Annotated in this window: 15 protein-coding genes; 6 read left to right on the top strand and 9 right to left on the bottom strand. The window is 42.4% G+C overall.

The window, feature by feature from the left end; translation table 11 throughout:
• Positions 1-126 precede the first annotated feature (126 nt).
• Positions 127-3,786: a response regulator gene (locus tag ABM313_RS13200; protein WP_434683666.1), complete on the top strand. Its 3,660-nt coding sequence runs from the start codon at positions 127-129 to the stop codon at positions 3,784-3,786.
• Between the two features lie 78 nt (positions 3,787-3,864).
• Here the strand turns inward: ABM313_RS13200 and ABM313_RS13195 are convergent, their stop codons facing one another.
• The 4 genes from ABM313_RS13195 to ABM313_RS13180 form a co-directional block, all read right to left on the bottom strand.
• The gene (locus ABM313_RS13195; protein WP_434683665.1) at positions 3,865-4,668 is read right to left on the bottom strand and encodes a GNAT family N-acetyltransferase; all 804 of its coding nucleotides are present in this window, start codon (positions 4,666-4,668) and stop codon (positions 3,865-3,867) included.
• Positions 4,665-5,759, bottom strand: a complete 1,095-nt coding sequence (locus tag ABM313_RS13190) for a DUF3419 family protein (RefSeq protein WP_434683664.1) — start codon at positions 5,757-5,759, stop codon at positions 4,665-4,667. Before ABM313_RS13190 ends, ABM313_RS13195 begins: the two co-directional genes overlap by 4 nt.
• Positions 5,749-6,483: an iron-containing redox enzyme family protein gene (locus ABM313_RS13185; protein WP_434683663.1), complete on the bottom strand. Its 735-nt coding sequence runs from the start codon at positions 6,481-6,483 to the stop codon at positions 5,749-5,751. Before ABM313_RS13185 ends, ABM313_RS13190 begins: the two co-directional genes overlap by 11 nt.
• Before the next feature lie 189 nt (positions 6,484-6,672).
• Entirely contained in the window at positions 6,673-7,665 is a 993-nt protein-coding gene (locus ABM313_RS13180) for a fatty acid desaturase family protein (protein ID WP_434683662.1), read from the bottom strand.
• A gap of 486 nt (positions 7,666-8,151) precedes the next feature.
• Here ABM313_RS13180 and ABM313_RS13175 point away from each other — a divergent pair, with 486 nt between their 5' ends.
• Entirely contained in the window at positions 8,152-8,787 is a 636-nt protein-coding gene (locus ABM313_RS13175; RefSeq protein WP_434683661.1) for a chromophore lyase CpcT/CpeT, read from the top strand.
• Between the two features lie 320 nt (positions 8,788-9,107).
• Positions 9,108-10,382: a phosphoribosylamine--glycine ligase gene (gene purD, locus ABM313_RS13170; protein WP_434683660.1), complete on the top strand. Its 1,275-nt coding sequence runs from the start codon at positions 9,108-9,110 to the stop codon at positions 10,380-10,382.
• A 33-nt stretch (positions 10,383-10,415) separates the two neighbouring features.
• On the opposite strand, the gene ABM313_RS13165 is transcribed toward purD, so the two are convergent.
• Positions 10,416-10,949, bottom strand: coding sequence for a hypothetical protein (locus tag ABM313_RS13165; protein WP_434683659.1), 534 nt, complete (start codon positions 10,947-10,949; stop codon positions 10,416-10,418).
• 800 nt (positions 10,950-11,749) lie between these two features.
• On the opposite strand from ABM313_RS13165, the gene ABM313_RS13160 reads away from it, so the two are divergent.
• Together ABM313_RS13160 and ABM313_RS13155 are read left to right on the top strand one after the other, a co-directional pair.
• Positions 11,750-13,153, top strand: a complete 1,404-nt coding sequence (locus ABM313_RS13160) for an ABC transporter substrate-binding protein (protein WP_434683658.1) — start codon at positions 11,750-11,752, stop codon at positions 13,151-13,153.
• Between the two features lie 128 nt (positions 13,154-13,281).
• On the top strand, positions 13,282-13,647 hold the full coding sequence (locus ABM313_RS13155; protein WP_434683657.1) for a Rieske (2Fe-2S) protein: 366 nt from the start codon (positions 13,282-13,284) through the stop codon (positions 13,645-13,647).
• 260 nt (positions 13,648-13,907) lie between these two features.
• Here ABM313_RS13155 and fabF read toward each other — a convergent pair whose 3' ends face one another.
• The 4 genes from fabF to ABM313_RS13135 form a co-directional block, all read right to left on the bottom strand.
• Positions 13,908-15,164, bottom strand: a complete 1,257-nt coding sequence (gene fabF / locus ABM313_RS13150) for a beta-ketoacyl-ACP synthase II (protein WP_434683656.1) — start codon at positions 15,162-15,164, stop codon at positions 13,908-13,910.
• An 84-nt stretch (positions 15,165-15,248) separates the two neighbouring features.
• Complete coding sequence (gene acpP / locus ABM313_RS13145) at positions 15,249-15,485, bottom strand: acyl carrier protein (RefSeq protein WP_094536188.1); 237 nt, start codon at positions 15,483-15,485, stop codon at positions 15,249-15,251.
• 173 nt (positions 15,486-15,658) lie between these two features.
• On the bottom strand, positions 15,659-16,501 hold the full coding sequence (locus ABM313_RS13140; protein WP_434683655.1) for a glutaminase: 843 nt from the start codon (positions 16,499-16,501) through the stop codon (positions 15,659-15,661).
• 42 nt (positions 16,502-16,543) lie between these two features.
• Complete coding sequence (locus ABM313_RS13135; RefSeq protein WP_434683654.1) at positions 16,544-17,101, bottom strand: phycobiliprotein lyase; 558 nt, start codon at positions 17,099-17,101, stop codon at positions 16,544-16,546.
• Positions 17,102-17,664: 563 nt separating this feature from the next.
• On the opposite strand from ABM313_RS13135, the gene ABM313_RS13130 reads away from it, so the two are divergent.
• On the top strand, positions 17,665-18,453 hold the full coding sequence (locus ABM313_RS13130) for a pentapeptide repeat-containing protein (protein ID WP_434683653.1): 789 nt from the start codon (positions 17,665-17,667) through the stop codon (positions 18,451-18,453).
• Positions 18,454-18,516 lie beyond the last annotated feature (63 nt).

Raw genomic sequence — 18,516 nt, 5'->3', positions numbered from 1 at the left:
AGTAATCAGCCTTATTGCAAATAATAAAGATGCTTAGCAAATTGGCTAAATCCTGATTCTGCAAGTCAAGTTTTATAGCGTTTTCCTTGTCACGAACTCAGGCTATAATTCTAAAAAATGCTCCTAATGGATAGTTCTCGTAAGCGATCGCCTTTCTTTAATATCTCTCTGCAATGGATGATAGTCTTACCGTTTGTGGTGCAAACTGTAAGTGTGGCTGGTGCAGTGGGCTATTTATCATATCGTAGTGGCGAGGCTTCAATCCAAAAATCGAACAATCAGTTAACCCAAGAAGTTGGGGAGCACGTTGTAATTTATCTCAATAATTATCTAAAAACGCCTCAGCTAATTAATCGACTGAATGCCAATGATTTTCGTTTGGGTAAATTAGATATCACCAATCCTAAAACATTAGAGCGTCATTTTTTAGCGCAAATCAAAGAATTTAACGTAAACCGAATATATTTTAGCAATCCACAAGGAGGGTTAGTATCTATAGGTAAAGATGATCGCGGTCATACTGTTGCATTTACTGAGAACTTTAATATTGGTACGCTGTTGGTTTATGGAATTGCTCCGCTAGGTAATCACACAAAATTATTGGTCGCAAAGCAAAATTATGACGCTCGTCAACGTTCTTTCTATCAAGAAGCAATCCAGGCTGGTAAACCAATATGGACTTCTACTTTTATTTATGTGCCATCTTCTCAAGGATTGGGGATTTCTGCTAGTCATCCTATTTATAATGATGCAAATCAACTTCAGGGTGTGCTATCGAGCGATCTGACACTGAATGCGATTAATGATTTTCTGAAGACGATGAAAATTAGCAAGAACGGAGAAGTATTTATCATTGAGCGCTCAGGATTGCTTGTTGCTTCTTCAAAAGGCGAACCACTTTTGTATGATTATCCTAGTGACAAACTGAGTCAGAGAGTTTTAGCTATCAACAGCAAAAATCCTTTGATCAGAATGACAATGCAGTATCTCATCGCCAACTTTGGCAATATTGCCCAAATTAAGGATACCTATCTAGACTTTGATATCAAAGGTGAGCGACAAACAGTCAATATTTCTACTATTCGTGATGATTCTGGGCTGGATTGGCTAACTGTGGTAGTAATTCCCCAATCGGACTTTACTGCTGCAATGCAAGAAAGCATTTATCACACATTGCTGTTATGTGGATTTGCTCTAGTAAGTTCGATTGGAATTGGGATTTGGACATCTCGATGGATTACGAGATCGCTGTCTTACCTCACTCAAGCCACCAAATCTTTCGCTGATAACCATCTTGATCAATCGCTCCCAGATACACGCATTTCTGAAGTGCAGATATTGAAAGAAGCTTTGCACCAGATGCTGCTCGCTCTTCGTGATGCCGATCAAATGCGATTAAATTATGCATATGACTTAGAACGACAAGTTACTGAAAAAACGGCTGCACTGACAGAAGCCCAGCGTATTGCGCGGATGGGTAGTTGGGAACTTGATGTGGTAACTGGAACGAGCACTTGGTCGGTCGAACTGTTTCGGATTATGGGAGTTGACCCCATGCAGAAATTACCCAAATATCCCAATATTTTTGATCGCATTCTTCCAGAAGACCAATCCAAACTTCGGATAGCAGTAGATGAGGCGATCGCACATGGCACACCCTATACTGTGGAATACGGTAATTTTCGTCCCGATCACTCGATTTGTTATGTCGTTAGCCGAGGTGAGGCTGTTTACAATGAACAGGGACAGGTGATTAAACTGATTGGTACGGTTACGGATATTAGCGATCGCAAACAAGCCGAAATTGCTCTACAAGAAAGCGAAACCCAACTTCGTCATCTATTTGCTGGTATGAAGGACTATATATTTGTCCTAAGTCGTGAAGGTAGATACCTCAAGGTTGCTCCAACCCAAGTCAATATTGAAAACAATCACATCACTAAGCTTCATCGGACTATCCACGAGCATTTCCCAAAAGCTATAGCCGATCGTTTTTTAGAAATTATTCAAAATGTCCTCAATAGTCAAAAAAGCATCGAACTAGAGTACTGTTTGGAATTACAAAATAAAAACCTATGGTTTTCCACAATCGTATCACCGCTAGATCAGGAATCTGTCTTGTGGGTTGCTCGTGATATCAGCGATCGCAAACAAGCCGAAATTGCCCTGCGTCAGTCAGAAATAAAGTTCTTAACAATATTTAGAGATAGTCCTCAATCGGCTTGGATCGCAACCTTAGCAGAAGGACGTTGCCTAGATGCCAACGACAGTTTTTGTAGTTTTTTAGGATATTCCCGCTCTGAAGTGATTGGAAAAACCTGTGTTGAGGCACAATTTTGGGATGACTTGGCAAATTTACACCAATTCAGACAAACTCTATCTCAATCAGGAAGTATTCATGATTTTGAAGTAATCTTTCGCACGAGATCGCGTGAAGCCAAGATTGTTTTGCTGTCTGCAAGAGTCGTTCATTTAGATGGTCAGGACTGTGTGATTGGAGTACTCAGCGATATTAGCGATCGCAAACAAGCTGAAATAGCTTTAGTTGAGGCAAAGGAAGCTGCCGAAGCCGCCACAAAAGCTAAAAGTGAATTTCTTGCTAATATGAGTCATGAAATTCGTACTCCTATGAATGGGGTGTTAGGAATGGCACAACTTCTAGAAACTACGCCTCTTGATGAAGAACAAGTAGATTTTGTCAAAACGATTAAAGAAAGTGGTGACGCGCTTTTGGTCATCATTAATGACATTTTGGACTTCTCGAAAATCGAAGCAGGAATGTTAGAAATAGAAGCAAAATCTTTTGTTTTGGAAGAGATTGTGAGTGGAGTTTGTAATTTACTAGAAAAACAAGCGATCGCCAAGCAAATTCAGTTTCAATATGCGATCGCCCCAGATGTACCGAAAATTATAATTAGTGATCGCACCCGTCTGCGCCAAATTTTGTTAAACCTTGTGGGTAATGCCGTGAAATTTACGCAACAGGGACAAGTTTCCATTACCGTTACAGGGATGCCAACCATAAACCCTCCAGACTCTAGCAAACACAACTCGGAAGCAATAGGAAAATATCAATTACAATTTGCGATCGCTGATACTGGTATTGGTATTAAAGGCAATCACCTAGACCGATTATTTCAACCCTTTACCCAAGCTGATGCTTCCACTAGTCGAAAGTATGGCGGCACTGGATTAGGACTAGCGATCTGCAAATGTCTAGTCGAATTAATGAATGGCACAATCTGGGTGGAGAGTTTTGGTCAAGTTGGTGGTAAGCCACCCTTAGATTGGCAACCGTTGCTAAATACTCAAGGTTCAACATTTCACTTTGCGATCGTTGTCGCCACTACTATTGAGATCAAGCCAAATCAAATATCTACAATCAATAAACCTGCGATCTACAACAAAATGGCAGAAAAAATCCCTTTACGGATTCTGCTAGTTGAAGATAATCAAGTTAATCAAATGGTGTCTTGCTTGCTACTCGAACGCCTTGGATATCAGGTGCATAAAGTTAACAATGGTTTAGAAGCGATCCAAACCATTCAAGATCAAACTTATGATTTGATCTTCATGGATATGCAAATGCCAGAAATGGATGGATTGACTGCCACAAGGATCATTCGCACAGAGTTGAGGAGTCAGGTATGGATTGTCGCCATGACCGCCAATGTAATGCCTGAAGATCGCCAAGCTTGTTTTGATGCAGGTATGAATGATTATGTTAGTAAACCGATTAATATCCAAGAAATTATACGTGTAGTTTCGTCTGTACAAAATCTATAGACAAAAATAGGCGATCGCCTGTTTTTGTAACCCTAAAAAGATGTAATGTACGCTGCGCGTGCATTACATCTTTTTGGTTCAAATATCGCTAGTTAAGATAAAGCGCCAATCACTTTGATCCATACCGTGACTGACCAAACTAGCCGTCGCATTGGGGAAAATGCCTTTTGACTGAAGCGCGATCGCTAATTCATCACCACTAGGTACACAAAACATATGACTATATCCAGCTAGCGGAGTCTCAATCTCTGCTTGCAGGTTTGCGCCCCACTGTACATGCAGCAAGGGCAGCATTTTTCCATTACTTTGGAGCTTTAAATCCTTAATTCCTTGTAGCGATAGATAGGAAATCTTGCCGCGATATTGCATAAGTATGGGTGCAAGCGATCGCATTACTTCTGCATCTACGCTGTAGATGCCTAATATCGATGAGCATCGGAATCGCAAAAAGTTAAACTTCTCATAAATACGCACCAACCGATTGGGCTTGCCATCGCTGGTGTTCATTGAAACCGTATAGCCGCGATCACATTTACTCATACAGGACTGTAAAGCATAATGCAAAAGCCTAATCGAAAGATGTTGTCTTTGATAGTCTGGATGTACTTTTAAATCGCATAAATACCAAGCTAAACGCGACGATTCTCCTTGGCGATCGGGAACTTGCCGAAGGATACCTGCGCCAACTGCGGTAACTCTTTCACCATCTAGAGCCACAAAGTAATTGACATCGCCAAGGCGATCAAAAAAGGCAAAGTAGTTATTGCCATGATCGATTTGGAATGAGTCATTGCCCAAGGGATAGAAGGCAGTCTGCTCGATCGCCTCAATGCCGCCTTGGAATATAGAACGCTCGGCAAATTCAATCCGATGAAACTTCATGACCGAAAACCTACTACGACTTCACGATAGAAAAATGAGCGATCGCTTGCCAATAATTCCTGACTAAGATTGTGATCAACAGCTATATGCTCCGCTATAATTGCAGCTAAATGATGATCGCCATTGAGTCGCCTCCCGATAATTGCTCCTCCTGATTTCAAGCAAGCGATCGCATCCGTTAGCATTTGATGGAGATCGCTCAAAGGCATCCAGTCGGAGATATTAGAAAACTGAATCAAATCGAATCTTTCTACTTCGGCAAGCTGCTGAAGGCGATCAACAAATGCCCCCTGATGCAGTTGCAATCTTTCTGTTCCTAGTTCCCGAATATCTTTCTGAGCAGCGTCTTGGAGATACAGAGGCAATCCTTCGCCTGCAAGATCATCGGTGTAGCGATCGCCCCAGACTTGAGTTAAAAAATAATTCTCATTGGGATTGAAACGCTGTAAGGCTTGGGCAAATACCTCGGCAAAATGTTCACCAAAACTGCGATCCATCGAATAGTTAACCGCTGTTTCACCAAAAGTTTGGACAAGTCTCTCCCGTTCAAATACCTGCTCAAATAGATTGCGCCATTGCGGATGCTGAATCGCAGTTAAAGGTTCTTTTAAAGGAGCAATCCCAATCTGAGCAAATTTTGCAGCAAGTTCGCGAAATAGCTGCTCAAATCGTCCGACTCGATTGACTCCAAAGGCGATTTGCTCCTGTCTGGCATCCCAAAATGCTTGGGTGCGTTGCGGTAAATAGGCGCGTAAGTTGGCATAGATGCTAAGGCGATCGCGATCGCTGGCAGCTTGATCGACACCAATCAATCGTAATTGTTCAGCTAGAGACAAATGCAATAGGGCTTGTCGTCGCAATTCCACAAGTTGGAGTTGCGCGGGATTGAGATCTATGGCTTCGATTTTGGCGATCGCAGGGCTAGTCAGTAAACTGAGGGCAGTACAACCACCTGAAGCCACCAAAAGGATTCTCAGCGGTCGCTGATGCTTGGCTAGTTCTTGGATGACTCTTAACTCAATGCGAGGATCTTCGCGCACTTGAGAGAACGCAATTTCTGAGACGGGGCTAGAATTAAAGTCACAAATCACGATACAAACTCCAAAAATAGTGAGCGCCCAGCGCTAATCCTTGGACAACTTGCTCACGAGAACAGGGATTAATCCAACCCATTTCTGCTAAGTGCAATAAGTCTCTGGCATGTTCGGTATCTAGCTTCTCATGTACTGCATAGTGAGACTGACTGCCAACAGCCGTCCAACCACGTTGGTGTAAAGTCCTAGCGATCGCCGCACTAATCCCGACATAGAGATACTCGATCATGCCGAGCATTGCCGCGCCTGATTCACCCGAATGCATTAAGCAATAGGTCAAAATCGATTGATTAAAGGCTAATACTGGCATGGTGCAGGTAGCATCTAGTTCGCGCTCGGTTGCGCCCAAGGCGTGAAGGTATTGCTGAAATGTATATTTATGCGATCGCCAGCGATCGCCATGTCCATGTTCTTCAGTGATATTTGCAAGCAGAGGCAATCGAGATTCTAGGGTTGCGGTTCTGGCTAATACTGCTGCTAATGGCTGAGAGAATGACTCTACCGCAAATCGAAAAGGAACTTGACTTTGCCGAAAAGCCTCGCGATCGGTCAGAGGATCTTCCATCCAAAGGATATAGGGATGGTAATTAAAGTCATAGACTTCCGCTACATGTGAAACTGCTAACTGCAAAGATGGTAATTTGCTCAACTCTGATATAGCTAATTTAGGATATTGCCGAATTCTAGGATTGGCGATCGGTTTTCTGATTAAAGTTTGCATCTTTTTCTCTCTCTACTTAATTAATCACTGACGTTACATGGAAGGAATTCCTGCAATAGCATAGGTTGGGGGCTGGCACGGGGGCACAGCCCCTACGGAAATCTTTGAATTTTGGGGTAGGGGCAATCCCCCCGTGGTTGCCCTGCTTCTCTACTAACAAGAGATTCACCATCTGCGTTCTACGTAACATCAATTAATCACAACGGAGCCAACCTGCCGACGCTGTAAGCTTGCCACGATGAAGTCTTGGACAAAAGAAAAATAAGAAGGGATATAAGGTGCACCCTGTTGGATCAGATCTGACTTCAATTCTTGATGCAGGCGTGGCAAGTGATACCAAGGTACGGCTGGATAGAGATGATGTTCTAGATGATAGTTCTCATTACACATAAAGAATCGCACTAAGGGAACTGTCAAAATTGTGCGGGTTCCGCGAACTAAATCAGCTTCATGCTCGAGCAGGGTGTGCTGACTCATCCCGCGAATATTCACCATCGTGTTAATCCACAGCATCGGAATTAGCCAACCATGTATTAGCAATGCTGGTGGTAGAGGTGACAGTATGACTGCTGTAACTAGTAATCCCAATAAGCCCACTTCGATCGCAATCCATAGGCGATCGGACTTATTTCCCTGCCAAAATCCGAGAATCGGAATCGCGATAATGTAGACAGGATAACCAATGATCAATCTTCCCCAATGCATCAAAAAGGTTAACCAGTTCCATTTTGTATAGTTTTTGTAATGATCGGGATCTCCTTCTACACCTAAATGTTGATGATGCTTGAGATGTAAGACCTTATAAGCGGAGAAATTTTGCCCAACGGGTAAAGCACAAAGAATACTCAGCCATCGATTCCATTGCAAATTGCGGCTGAGCACGCCATGCACTCCCTCATGGGTAAACAGGCTAATGCCATGCAAAGAAGCTGCTGCCAAGAGATACAAGGGCAAACAGATCAGATATGCCCAAGGTGTCGCGATCGCTTGTACTAACTCATAAGCTGCCAATGCTGACACGATGTACAACGTAATGAAAATCGGCAAACGGTGCGGATGTTGATCGAGGCTATGTAATTGTTTAAGCAATTCGGGCGTGAGTTTGGGCTTTGCTGTCTCGCCAGAGGGAGCGGATTGCTCAAGTCTTAAATTATCCTTGTCTGAGAATTGTTGTGTTTTCATAGACTTAGGGATTCCCACAGAGTAGGTCATATATAATTGCGATCGCTATAAAGAGCCAATCAATAATGTTGTGAGGCGGCGAAGCCGTCTCACAACATTTAAAAAAGATGCCAGAGTTAAGACCCATTTGTTGAGAGCGGCTTCGCCGCTCTCAACATTAAGATGCCAGAGTTAACTTGTGTTAAAGGCTCACTTTTAGGATCATTAGCAGGATCAGTTATTGTGATTGTGCTGGCTCTAAGCTTTAACTGTAGTGACTCTTATCACAGGCGATCGCTGATATCAGGTTTTGCAACCTAACAAAAAATTGGGATTTTATGTAAGCACTAAAGGCTTCGCCGTAAAATAAGGAACCGATTTTTGATGGTGCGGCTTCACCGCGCCATCAAAAATTTGGTTCCTTATTTAGATTGCAAAACACCAAGCTCTATTCATATCTATTTTGCTTAATATTTAATTCACTTAATTATCTTTATTTATTAATCTATGACAGTACTTACCCATCCCAACGATGTCTATATCCTTGCTCAATGGCTAGCAGGCGATCATAGTAATTGGGAACAGGCGATCGATAACCCCCCATTTTTTGCCCATATCCGCGTTGGTATCCGTCCCTTGCCCAATCCGATTACTGAGGATGGCGTATGGCTATTTCTCGAACAGGCTTACGACTATGAGCTACATCACCCCTATCGCACAGCCGTATTACACCTGATCTTTCAAAACGATCGCATTGAAATGATCAACTATCGCCTCACAGAAGCCGAAAAATTCTTTGGTGCTAGTCGCGATCGCGATCGACTAAAGGTGCTGGATGTTAATGCGATCGCCCGATTAGAAGGCTGTACACAATGGGTGTATCGCGCCGATCAGCATACTTTTAAAGGCGCTGTTGAACCTGGGAAAAAGTGCTGTATTAATCGCAAGGGTGTTGATACTTACCTCTCGATTGAGTTTGAAGTGACTGAAAATACCTATAGCAGCCTTGATCGTGGATATGACATAGTCACCGATGAGCGGGTGTGGGGTTCGATCGCAGGAGCCTTTCAATTTACCAAAAAAGTCAGCTTTGGTGACGAAATTTCCCTAGGTTCTACTCCTCAAGGTATAATAGCTTCCTGATAAATTAGAGTTTTGGGACATATAAATACTGGTCAATCAGTACATAATTTCCCACAATCTGATCAATTAGAGCTTTCTGCATCGCAATTTGCCATTGACTAAATGCTAAATAATGTTTTAAAAGCCTTGCTTAAGAACATCTAGTAAAATCAAGAACCGATTTTTTTGTGGTGCGGCGAAGCCGCGCCACAAAAAAATTGGGTTCTTGATTAAATCGCAGAACCCTTAGTAAAGCTGCTAAAACTTTTATTGGAATTTAATCAAATCGTAAGGTGCTGTAAATCAGAAAGCAAAACTAGTGTGAGTATTAAAGGTGTAATTTGAAAGTCCTCGTAGTTGGCAGTGGCGGTAGAGAACACGCCTTAGCTTGGAAACTTCTGCAATCTCCCAATATTGATCGCGTCTTTTGCATCCCCGGAAATGGCGGTACGGCAACCATGCCCAATTGCCAGAACGTTTCCCTTAGCATTGATGATTTTGAGGGAATTTTACGGTTTGCCCAAGTGCAAGGTGTTGGTTTTACAATAGTTGGTCCCGAACTGCCACTAGCACTTGGCATTGTTGATTATTTTCAAGCAGCCGAAGCATTGATTTTTGGTCCAACTCAAGAGGGGGCAAAGATTGAATCCAGCAAGTCTTGGGCAAAGACGCTCATGCAAGAAGCGAATATTCCTACTGCTGCCAGTGCTACTTTCCAGAGTCTCGAAGCTGCTCAAGCATACATACAACAGCAAGGCGCACCAATTGTGATCAAGGCGGATGGTCTAGCTAGCGGTAAGGGTGTTACCGTGGCGATGACTATCGAAGAAGCCACTGAAGCGATTGATCGCATTTTTGCAGGACAGTTCGGCTCCGCAGGCGAAACCGTCGTCATCGAAGAATTTATGACAGGGCAGGAAGTATCTGTCCTTGCGGTTACTGACGGTAAAACCATTCGTCCCCTAAGTCCTGCTCAAGATCACAAACGTCTCGGTGACGGTGATACGGGGCCAAATACAGGCGGGATGGGAGCCTATGCACCAGCACCGATCGCTACACCTGAGTTGATGGCAAAAGTGCAGACTCAAGTTTTAGAACCTGCGATCGCTGCTTTAAATGCTAGAGGCATTGATTATCGTGGTTGCCTCTATGCGGGGTTAATGATTACCCCTGAAGGCGAACCAAAAGTTGTGGAGTTTAACTGTCGGTTGGGTGATCCTGAGACCCAAGCCGTCTTGCCATTACTGGATACAAATCTGGATGATTTGTTGATGGCTTGTATCGAAGGTAACCTCGCTAACTTTCCACCTATCAAATGGAAAAAGCAATCATCTGTATGTGTGGTGATGGCAGCAGGTGGCTATCCAGATAAAGTAGAGACAGGGCAGTTTATTACGGGTATCGGTAAAGCTGAAGATTTAGGTGCATTTGTATTTCAGTCAGGAACAAAGCTCAAGAACAATGCCCTAGTAACCAATGGTGGTCGAGTGCTTGGAGTAACGGCTTTAGGCGATGACATTCGTAATGCCATCACAAATGTTTATAGCGCCGTTGAGTTTGTCGCTTACGACGGGATGTATTACCGCAAGGATATTGCCAGTAAAGCTATCGATTAAATCAAAAGCCCGCGCATAGCGCGGGCTTTTGATTTAATCTGCCATGCTGAGATTTACGGTAATCGTTAATTTTAAAGAAGAATCGGTATTTGAGTCATGGATTTGCTGCCAATGGTGATTAATCGGGCGATCGCCAATCGGCTCGGTCAAAACCCTTGCTAGAAGTTGTAAAAGCTTAGAAGCACCATTACTAATCTCTTGACTAAAAGACTCTGTAGCTGTCGGTAAATTCACAGGTGATGTAGTTGCGCTAACCATTTGCGAATTAATTGCAGATTGGTAAGTGTTACTAATATTAGGATTAGTATTTAATGCTCGATTGCTGTAACGGCGCAAAACCACTTGTAAATTATTTTTAGTGACGCGATCGCCAAAAGCTTCTGATAGTAATTGCCATAGTTTATAACCAACATCGCGAATATAAGCTGCATCATACCCAGCTTTTTCGGCAATTTCTGAATAGGTCTTACCATCCCAAGTTTGACGAAAAATTGCCTCTTGAATTGTGCTAAGGCTCTTATTTCCCAAAACAGAATCTACGATATTGAGTGCGTCTTCAATAGTCATCGTTTTCCTCACATTTCACTAATTATTTGTATTTAGATAATCTCTGCAAAAATTAGCGAGTCAAAATGTTTTTCATAATATTCTGATTCTAAATTTTGATATTAAATTAGGAACTTTCTAATTAAATCTCCATCTAACTAGACATAAATAAGTTTGATTAGGTAAACAAACACATAGTTTGTACTCAACACATTCACAAATACCTTTACCAACTCTTTTCCCAATTCAATGATTATTCAATGATTAGAATTTCTTAATCAATTTACAATTGCTCAACACCCATCCGTTAGACTCGCTAAAAAAAAATTTAGAGATTAATCCAAAAATCAATACAGATAACAACGTAGAAAACAAAATGTTTTGTATGTTGATCGGATTGACACAGCTAAGTTAGCACAGTTTATTTAAAGTCGTTATGTAAGGTAATTGTATAGATGTAAACCTCAAAAACATTTAATAGCAAGGTTCTCAAGGATTGTCATATTTTTTATAAGTAGTTCAAACTTGTTTTTAACGATAAAAATGCTGATATTTGATGACATCAATCAAGGCATTAACAAACAAGATCTTGGAACAGAAAAAGTCTGGTCTTTTTTTCTAGCATTTTCTGACAAACCTCAAACAAATGAAGACAGCGCAAAGCGCCGTCTTCATTTGTTTGGGGTTTGATTTGTTCTAGTTGTCTTTTGCCTTGCTGTAAGCCAAAAATGGGAGAGGCGCTTAGCACCTCCCCCATTTTTGAGCTTACATATTTGTACAGAAATCAGGGAAAATATCTTTTTTAATGTCCTGTGAGCAATATGGCAAACAACAAGAAAGAAGTATTTGTTTTAGGGCTGACTTTAGTCATTTTTGGAGGTTTAGCAGGTGCTGGTGTTTTATTCTTTGCAAAAAACAAAACACCGATCGCGATTGATAGCAGTAATCCCATAGCTAGCAACGCTAACTTCGACTTAGCATCACGCAAAAGCGAAGGCGAAAAAATACTGATCACTTCCGAAATTAATCCTGACAAGGAGCAAGCGATCACCGCGATCGCCAAAAAAGATTACGCCACCGCAATTTCTAAATGGGAAGCCTCGCTCAGTAAACAGCGTAGTGATCCTGAAGCAGTTATATATCTAAATAATGCCAAAATTGGCGATCAAAAATCTCTGTCAATCGCAGTGAGTGTGCCGATTGGTGGCAATCTCAATGTGGCTAAAGAGATTTTGCGTGGTGTTGCCCAAGCACAAATTGACGTAAATAGTCAGGGTGGAATTAATGGCATACCCTTAAAAATTGCGATCGTTAATGACGACAACAAAATCGACATCGGTACAAAAGTTGCCCAAGCATTAGTCCAAGATCAAAATATTCTTGCTGTGATTGGACATAACTCCAGCGAAGTCTCGATTGCTACTGTCCCAACATATCAAGCTGGGGGACTAGTGATGATGTCATCGACTAGCACGGCTAAAGAGCTTTCAGGTGCAGGTAGCTACATTTTTCGGACAGTGCCAAGTGTGAGGTTTCAAGCCAATGCGCTATCTCAATATGTCGTTAAACAGCAAAACAAGAAAAATATTGGTATTTGCTTTAATGCCGCCGCTAAGGCTAGTCAGTCCCTTCAAGAAGAATTTACCGCCGCAGTATTCTCTGATGGCGCAAAAATCAGTCGTGTAAATTGTGATTTATCGAATCCTAACTTTAATGCCGATAAGGTCATTGAGGAGCTGCTCAACGATCGCGTCGATACGCTGTTGTTATCTCCAGGGGTAGAAAAAATTGAGAAGGGGATGGAGATTGCTGTTATTGCCAGAAATCGTCTGTTATTGCTAGGTGATGGAACTTTGTATACTTTCAAAACCTTGCAGCTAGGACAAGGAGCGATCGCCGATATGGTGCTAACCGTGCCTTGGCATCCTGAATTTTTAGCCAACAATCCTTTTGCGGGTAAGGCAGTGAAGCTATGGGGCGGCGATGTGAATTGGCGCAGTGCCACTAGCTATGATGCGACTTTGGCGATCGCTGGCGGACTTCGCAAAAATGCTACTCGTGAAGGACTACAACAGGCTCTGTCTAGTAATACCTTTGAGATTGAAGGTGCAGCAGGCAAAATTACTTTTCAACCATCAGGTGATCGGGCTAATCCCTCGATTTTGGTCAAAGTGAGTAAAGGCGATCGCTCAGGTGTTGGCTATGACTTTGTACCACTGCGTTAAAAAACACCTCAAGAGAATGGTGGCGCAAAGCGCCGCCATTCTCTTGAGGGTTTGGATGCAAGGGTAAATAAGGCTTGTGATATAGTTTTTGTGTCTTACATTACTCAATTCATTACTTAATAAAACAAATGGCTAAAGTCAAAATTGCCTCCGCTACTGATGTCAGTTCTGATAAAGTTCTGAAAACTAGCGCCAATGGACAATCTGTCATCGTTGCAAAAGTTGGTGATAAATATTGCGCGATCGCGAATAAATGCCCTCACTTTGGACTACCTCTAGCCAAAGGCAAATTTGAAAATGGTGTAATTACTTGCCCTTTCCACGGTTCTAAGTTTGAAGTTTGTACTGGCAAGAATACTGAATGGGTAGAATCTTTTGTCGGGATTCCCTTGCCTAATGTTGCCAAGAAAATGATCGCGATGGGCAAAACTTCTACTGATGTGCAAAGTTTTACCGTCACTCAAGAAGGCTCCGATCTATTTATTGACGCATAACAAAAAATCTGCCGTGCAAAGCACGGTAGATTTTTTTAAAATATAGCTATAGCCATTTGCAGCGTGCGAAGCACGCCGCAAATGGGGAAAAACGGTAAGAGTCGATTAGCGATTCTTACCGTTTTTTGCGTTTGTAGAACTGACGATTTTTTAGTGTAGTTTTAGTCCAATGCACTAAGACAAATCAAAACCCAAAAAGCGAGTGGCGGTGCTTCGCACCGCCACTCGCTTTTTGGGTTAACAAGACTGACGCTCGCTAATTAAGCTTGATATTTTTTGAAGACTAAAGTAACGTTATGACCGCCAAATCCAAAGGAATTAGAAGTTGCCACATTGATCGTCATCGGACGAGACTTGTTAGGTACATAATCTAGATCGCATTCTGGATCAGGATTTTCTAGGTTCATCGTTGGCGGTGCAATATCATTTTTCACTGCCAAAACTGTTGCTACAGCCTCAATGCCACCAGAGCCACCCAGCAAATGACCCGTCATCGACTTAGTGGAACTAACGGCAACCTTATAGGCATGATCGCCCAAAACTTTCTTGATAGCCTTCGTTTCAGTACTATCATTCGCTGAGGTACTTGTACCGTGAGCATTGATATAGTCCACCATCTCAGGCTCAATATCACCATCCTTAAGAGCTAGGGACATAGCTCTTACTGCACCTTCGCCATTGGGTGAAGGCGATGTCATATGGTAGGCATCGCAGGTACAACCATAGCCCACGATTTCGGCATAAATTTTGGCTCCACGTGCTAGAGCATGCTCGAGATTTTCGATAATCAAAATTCCTGCACCTTCACCCATCACAAAGCCATCACGATCTTTATCAAAGGGACGGGAAGCATGGGCAGGATCATCATTGCGGCGAGACATAGCTCTTGCTGAGGCAAAACCTGCAAAGCCGAGTGGTGTAATCGCCGCCTCAGTGCCACCACAGATCATCGCTTGGGCAAATCCACTTTGGACTAAACGAAATGCATCGCCGATCGCATTAGAACCTGCCGCACAAGCAGTCACTGTGCAGGAATTCGGTCCCTGTGCGCCCGTATGAATTGCCGTCAAACCTGCTGCCATATTACCGATCATCATCGGAATCATAAATGGACTGCAACGGCTAGGTCCCTTGGTACGGATAATTTCATGCTGATCTTCAAGTACTTGCAAGCCACCAATGCCAGTACCTAACAAAACACCAATTTGGGGAGCATTAAGAGGTGTTATTTCTAGATTAGCATCGCGTAAAGCTTGGATACTGGCACTCACACCAAATTGAGCAAAGCGATCCATACGTCGCGCTTCTTTGGCTGGGACATATGCAAGAGGATCAAAATCTTTCACTTCGCCACCAACTCGACATTCATGATCGGTGGTATCGAAGCGCGTAATTTCGGTAATCCCGTTTTTGCCATCAACTAGACCTTGCCAGTATTCTTCGACCGTGTTACCGATCGGTGTGATTGCACCTAGTCCAGTGACAACGACGCGAGAGAGGGGCTGAGGGTTTTGCATTTCGTTTGGAATCAGTATGTCAAAAATTTTAAGAACATAAAAGCTTTGTCGCTGAGCAACAAAGCTTTTATCTAAAACAATTGCTTAAGCAGCTTGCTTACTGTCAATGTAATCAACGGCGTTCTGCACGGTGGCAATTTTTTCCGCGTCTTCGTCGGGGATTTCAACGCCGAATTTTTCTTCCAAGGCCATAACTAGTTCGACGGTATCAAGAGAGTCAGCGCCAAGGTCGTTCGCAAAGCTAGCTTCAGGCTTAACTTCGGCTTTATCAACGCCTAATTGGGATGCAACGATTTCTTGAACTTGCTCAAAGGTACTCATTTACTTATTCTCTGCTTACTACCAAAAACTTTTTAGCGTTTTTAATTTTATCGGATAAAGGTAGCTGTATATACATGATCGCAAATAACTATCGAAAAATTCAATTTTTTAGCGAATATTTAGGGCTATTTATAATTTCGGTATTGTGCGACGAGTCCACGCACCCCCAGAATTTAGGGCTGAATATAATTTTTAACCTGTCGGATTAGAAATAACCCCGCAACCGAATTTCCAAAGTCGTCAAGAGCAGGACTATAGCAAGCGATCGCCGCTTTATTGGTAATGATCGCCAGTAATGCACCGCTGATACTGGACTTTGAAGGCAAGCCAATATCTTTGGCAAACTCTGATGACGATTCATACATGCCACACTGAGCCATGATTTCTAAAACTATGGGGATATGTGGCGATCGCTCAATACCAACTAATAAAGTGCCAATTTGTGCTAGATCTTGCACATTGCCGCGCAAACAACAAATTTCTTCATAAACTGCAAGGGCTTGACTAGGATTAGCAATTATTCCCAAATATTGCAGTTGATCGGTGATCGCTAAGTTCCGTCGATGAGCCACTGATCGCACAGAATCTAACATGGCTAAATCGAGGGTCAGATTTGCTCCAGAGCGCTGATTGAGCCAGTTTTGTAAAGTATCGCAGGATCTTAATAGTGAGGAAAGTGCGATCGCACCACTATTAATCATTGGATTCTTGGGTTTGCCTTCAGGGATTGCATTAAATGGATCGTTACTTGGTTGATAGTCAACCATCTGAAAAACTGCATCTCTACCGAGGTTTTCTAGCAAATACAGTAACAAAAATGGTTTGATCACGCTCATTAATGGGAACGTTGCGGTGCTGTCACCAGCCATGATGCGATCACCCTTTACCTGTTGAATCGCGATCGCGATCATCTCTGGATCAGCCTTCGCCAACAAAGGAATATAGCTTGGTAGCTTACCCTTAGTGACTTCTTGTCGCGCTAATTCCAGCCATTGTTGAAGATTATTCTCGAGCATAAAATCTCATTACTGTTGTAAAGATAGCGCTTTACTCTATCTTTACAACAGTTTATTACGTTGCACCATAGTTTCTAAATCTGTAGTACTCACGCAGCGCTGTTCAGAGCAGTAGGTCATCAAATAAACACCATTATTCATGAGTATTGTGCTCGCCCGCACCCGAAAATCATCAGTGATAAACCAGCAGCGTTCTTGTCCCTGACTGTTATCGTATTCTGTGTCAATAGTCAAAATGCCATCGTTACCGAACCAATAGCGGCTAACTACAGGTATTTTTTCGACATAGCCTTGATTTCGTAATAATTTGCCCGATCTCCCTGTTTGATCATCTGGTACATCCACTAAAACTGCGGCATGGTCAGGATTTGGCTCTGCTCCTCCCTCTTCATGGGGTTGCCACATAAAACTTGCACCACAGGAGGCGATCTCCAAATCGACTCCCTGCGATGCACAGATTGTCTGGACTCTGGAATCATCTTTGGTGATTACATTGACGTGGATTTTCGACTCTCCAGATTCATCAGCGACACTATCGAAATGATGTACGGTGCGATGAATAAACCAAACTCCTTCACTTTTTTTGAAAAAGTCCATCATTGTCATCGGCGGAACAAGCACTGTGAAAACTCCTTATCTAAAACCAAATAATTTTTACAAAACCTTGCTAAGTAACGCTTTGTGAAAATCATTTGTTATTGCTTACTTAAGGAAAGTTACCGTAAAGTGCGATCTCCAAACCCAGATTTTTGCTTAAAACTATAAAGAATCTTATGATCGCCTTCTAGGGTAGTTATACCAAAACTCAAAATGGCTATGCCATTTTGAGTTTTGAAAACCCTTACTGGGTTTGGTTTTTAATTCGCAAAAGTGTTGTCACACTTTCGTGAATTGGTAGTATAGCTTTCGCCATTTGTACTAGGACAAATCAAAACCCAGAAGACGAGTTGCGGAGCTTCGTTCCGCAACTCGTCTTCTGGGTTTGTGTCCTAGTACAAATGGCGACAACTATACTACTTCGCGAGTACTTCGCGTTGCCTAGCCTAACAAAGCGATACCCAAAATTTGGTAGTGTTGCAAAGTAACTTTTTGTAATTTTTTTTGTGGGTGAAAAGCGCCTGCAACGCAATTACATCGCAATAATTTCAATCAAATTAATAGTTATGTCCAAAAGCGCCCAACAAGTTGTAGCTGCGATCAAAGCTGGGATTGCACTAACCAGAGAAGATTTATATCAGATTAACTTAAGTGAATGTGACTTACAAAAAGCCGACCTCCAAGAAGCAATCCTAATTAGGGCAAATTTAAGTTTGGCAAATTTAAGCGAAGCTAATCTCTATAAAGCTGATCTCCGCAGTTCCAATCTTCGTAAAGCCATACTAAAAAGAGCTAATCTCCAAGGCGCTTATCTGTATCGAGTTGATTTCAGTGGTGCAGATTTAAGTGGGGCAAATTTGACCGATGCTAAATTGCAAGGGGCAAGGTATGACAGTCAAACTATTTTTCCTGAAAATTTTGCCTATAAAACTTCAGGGGCGATCGGACCAAATGCAAGTCTGAATGGTGCGCCACTAAATACGGCTAATCTCAAAGACGCAGATTTACAAAATGCCAATTTGATCGGTGCTTATCTTGGAGGTGCTAATTTGACGGGGGCAAATTTGGCTGGGGCGCGATTAGTTCAAGCGGATTTACGCAAAGCGGTTTTGACAGGTGCTTATTTACGCAAAGCTCGATTAAATGGGGCAAATTTGGCAGGAGTAGATCTGCGTGCCGCCGATCTCACTGATGCTGATTTTGAGAAATTTGAAAGTATCGCAGGTGCTGATTTTACTAATGTTCAGGGTTTGTGTGATGAAATGCGATCGCGTCTGCTTAGTCACCCTCAACAAGAGCTAAATACTCTCAATCAATTGACTCTCAAAACTACATTAGCCAGCTTAAGCAAATAAATTAAACAAAGCGATTTGTCCACATCAATCTATTTGCTTTAAAATATCAGCCAAATATGCCTT

It is taken from the genome of Pseudanabaena minima str. Chao 2107, assembly GCF_051131155.1.
Lineage (GTDB): Bacteria > Cyanobacteriota > Cyanobacteriia > Pseudanabaenales > Pseudanabaenaceae > Pseudanabaena > Pseudanabaena minima.
Note: the sequence above shows the minus strand (reverse complement) of the source record. Positions and strands in the feature narration are given on the sequence as shown.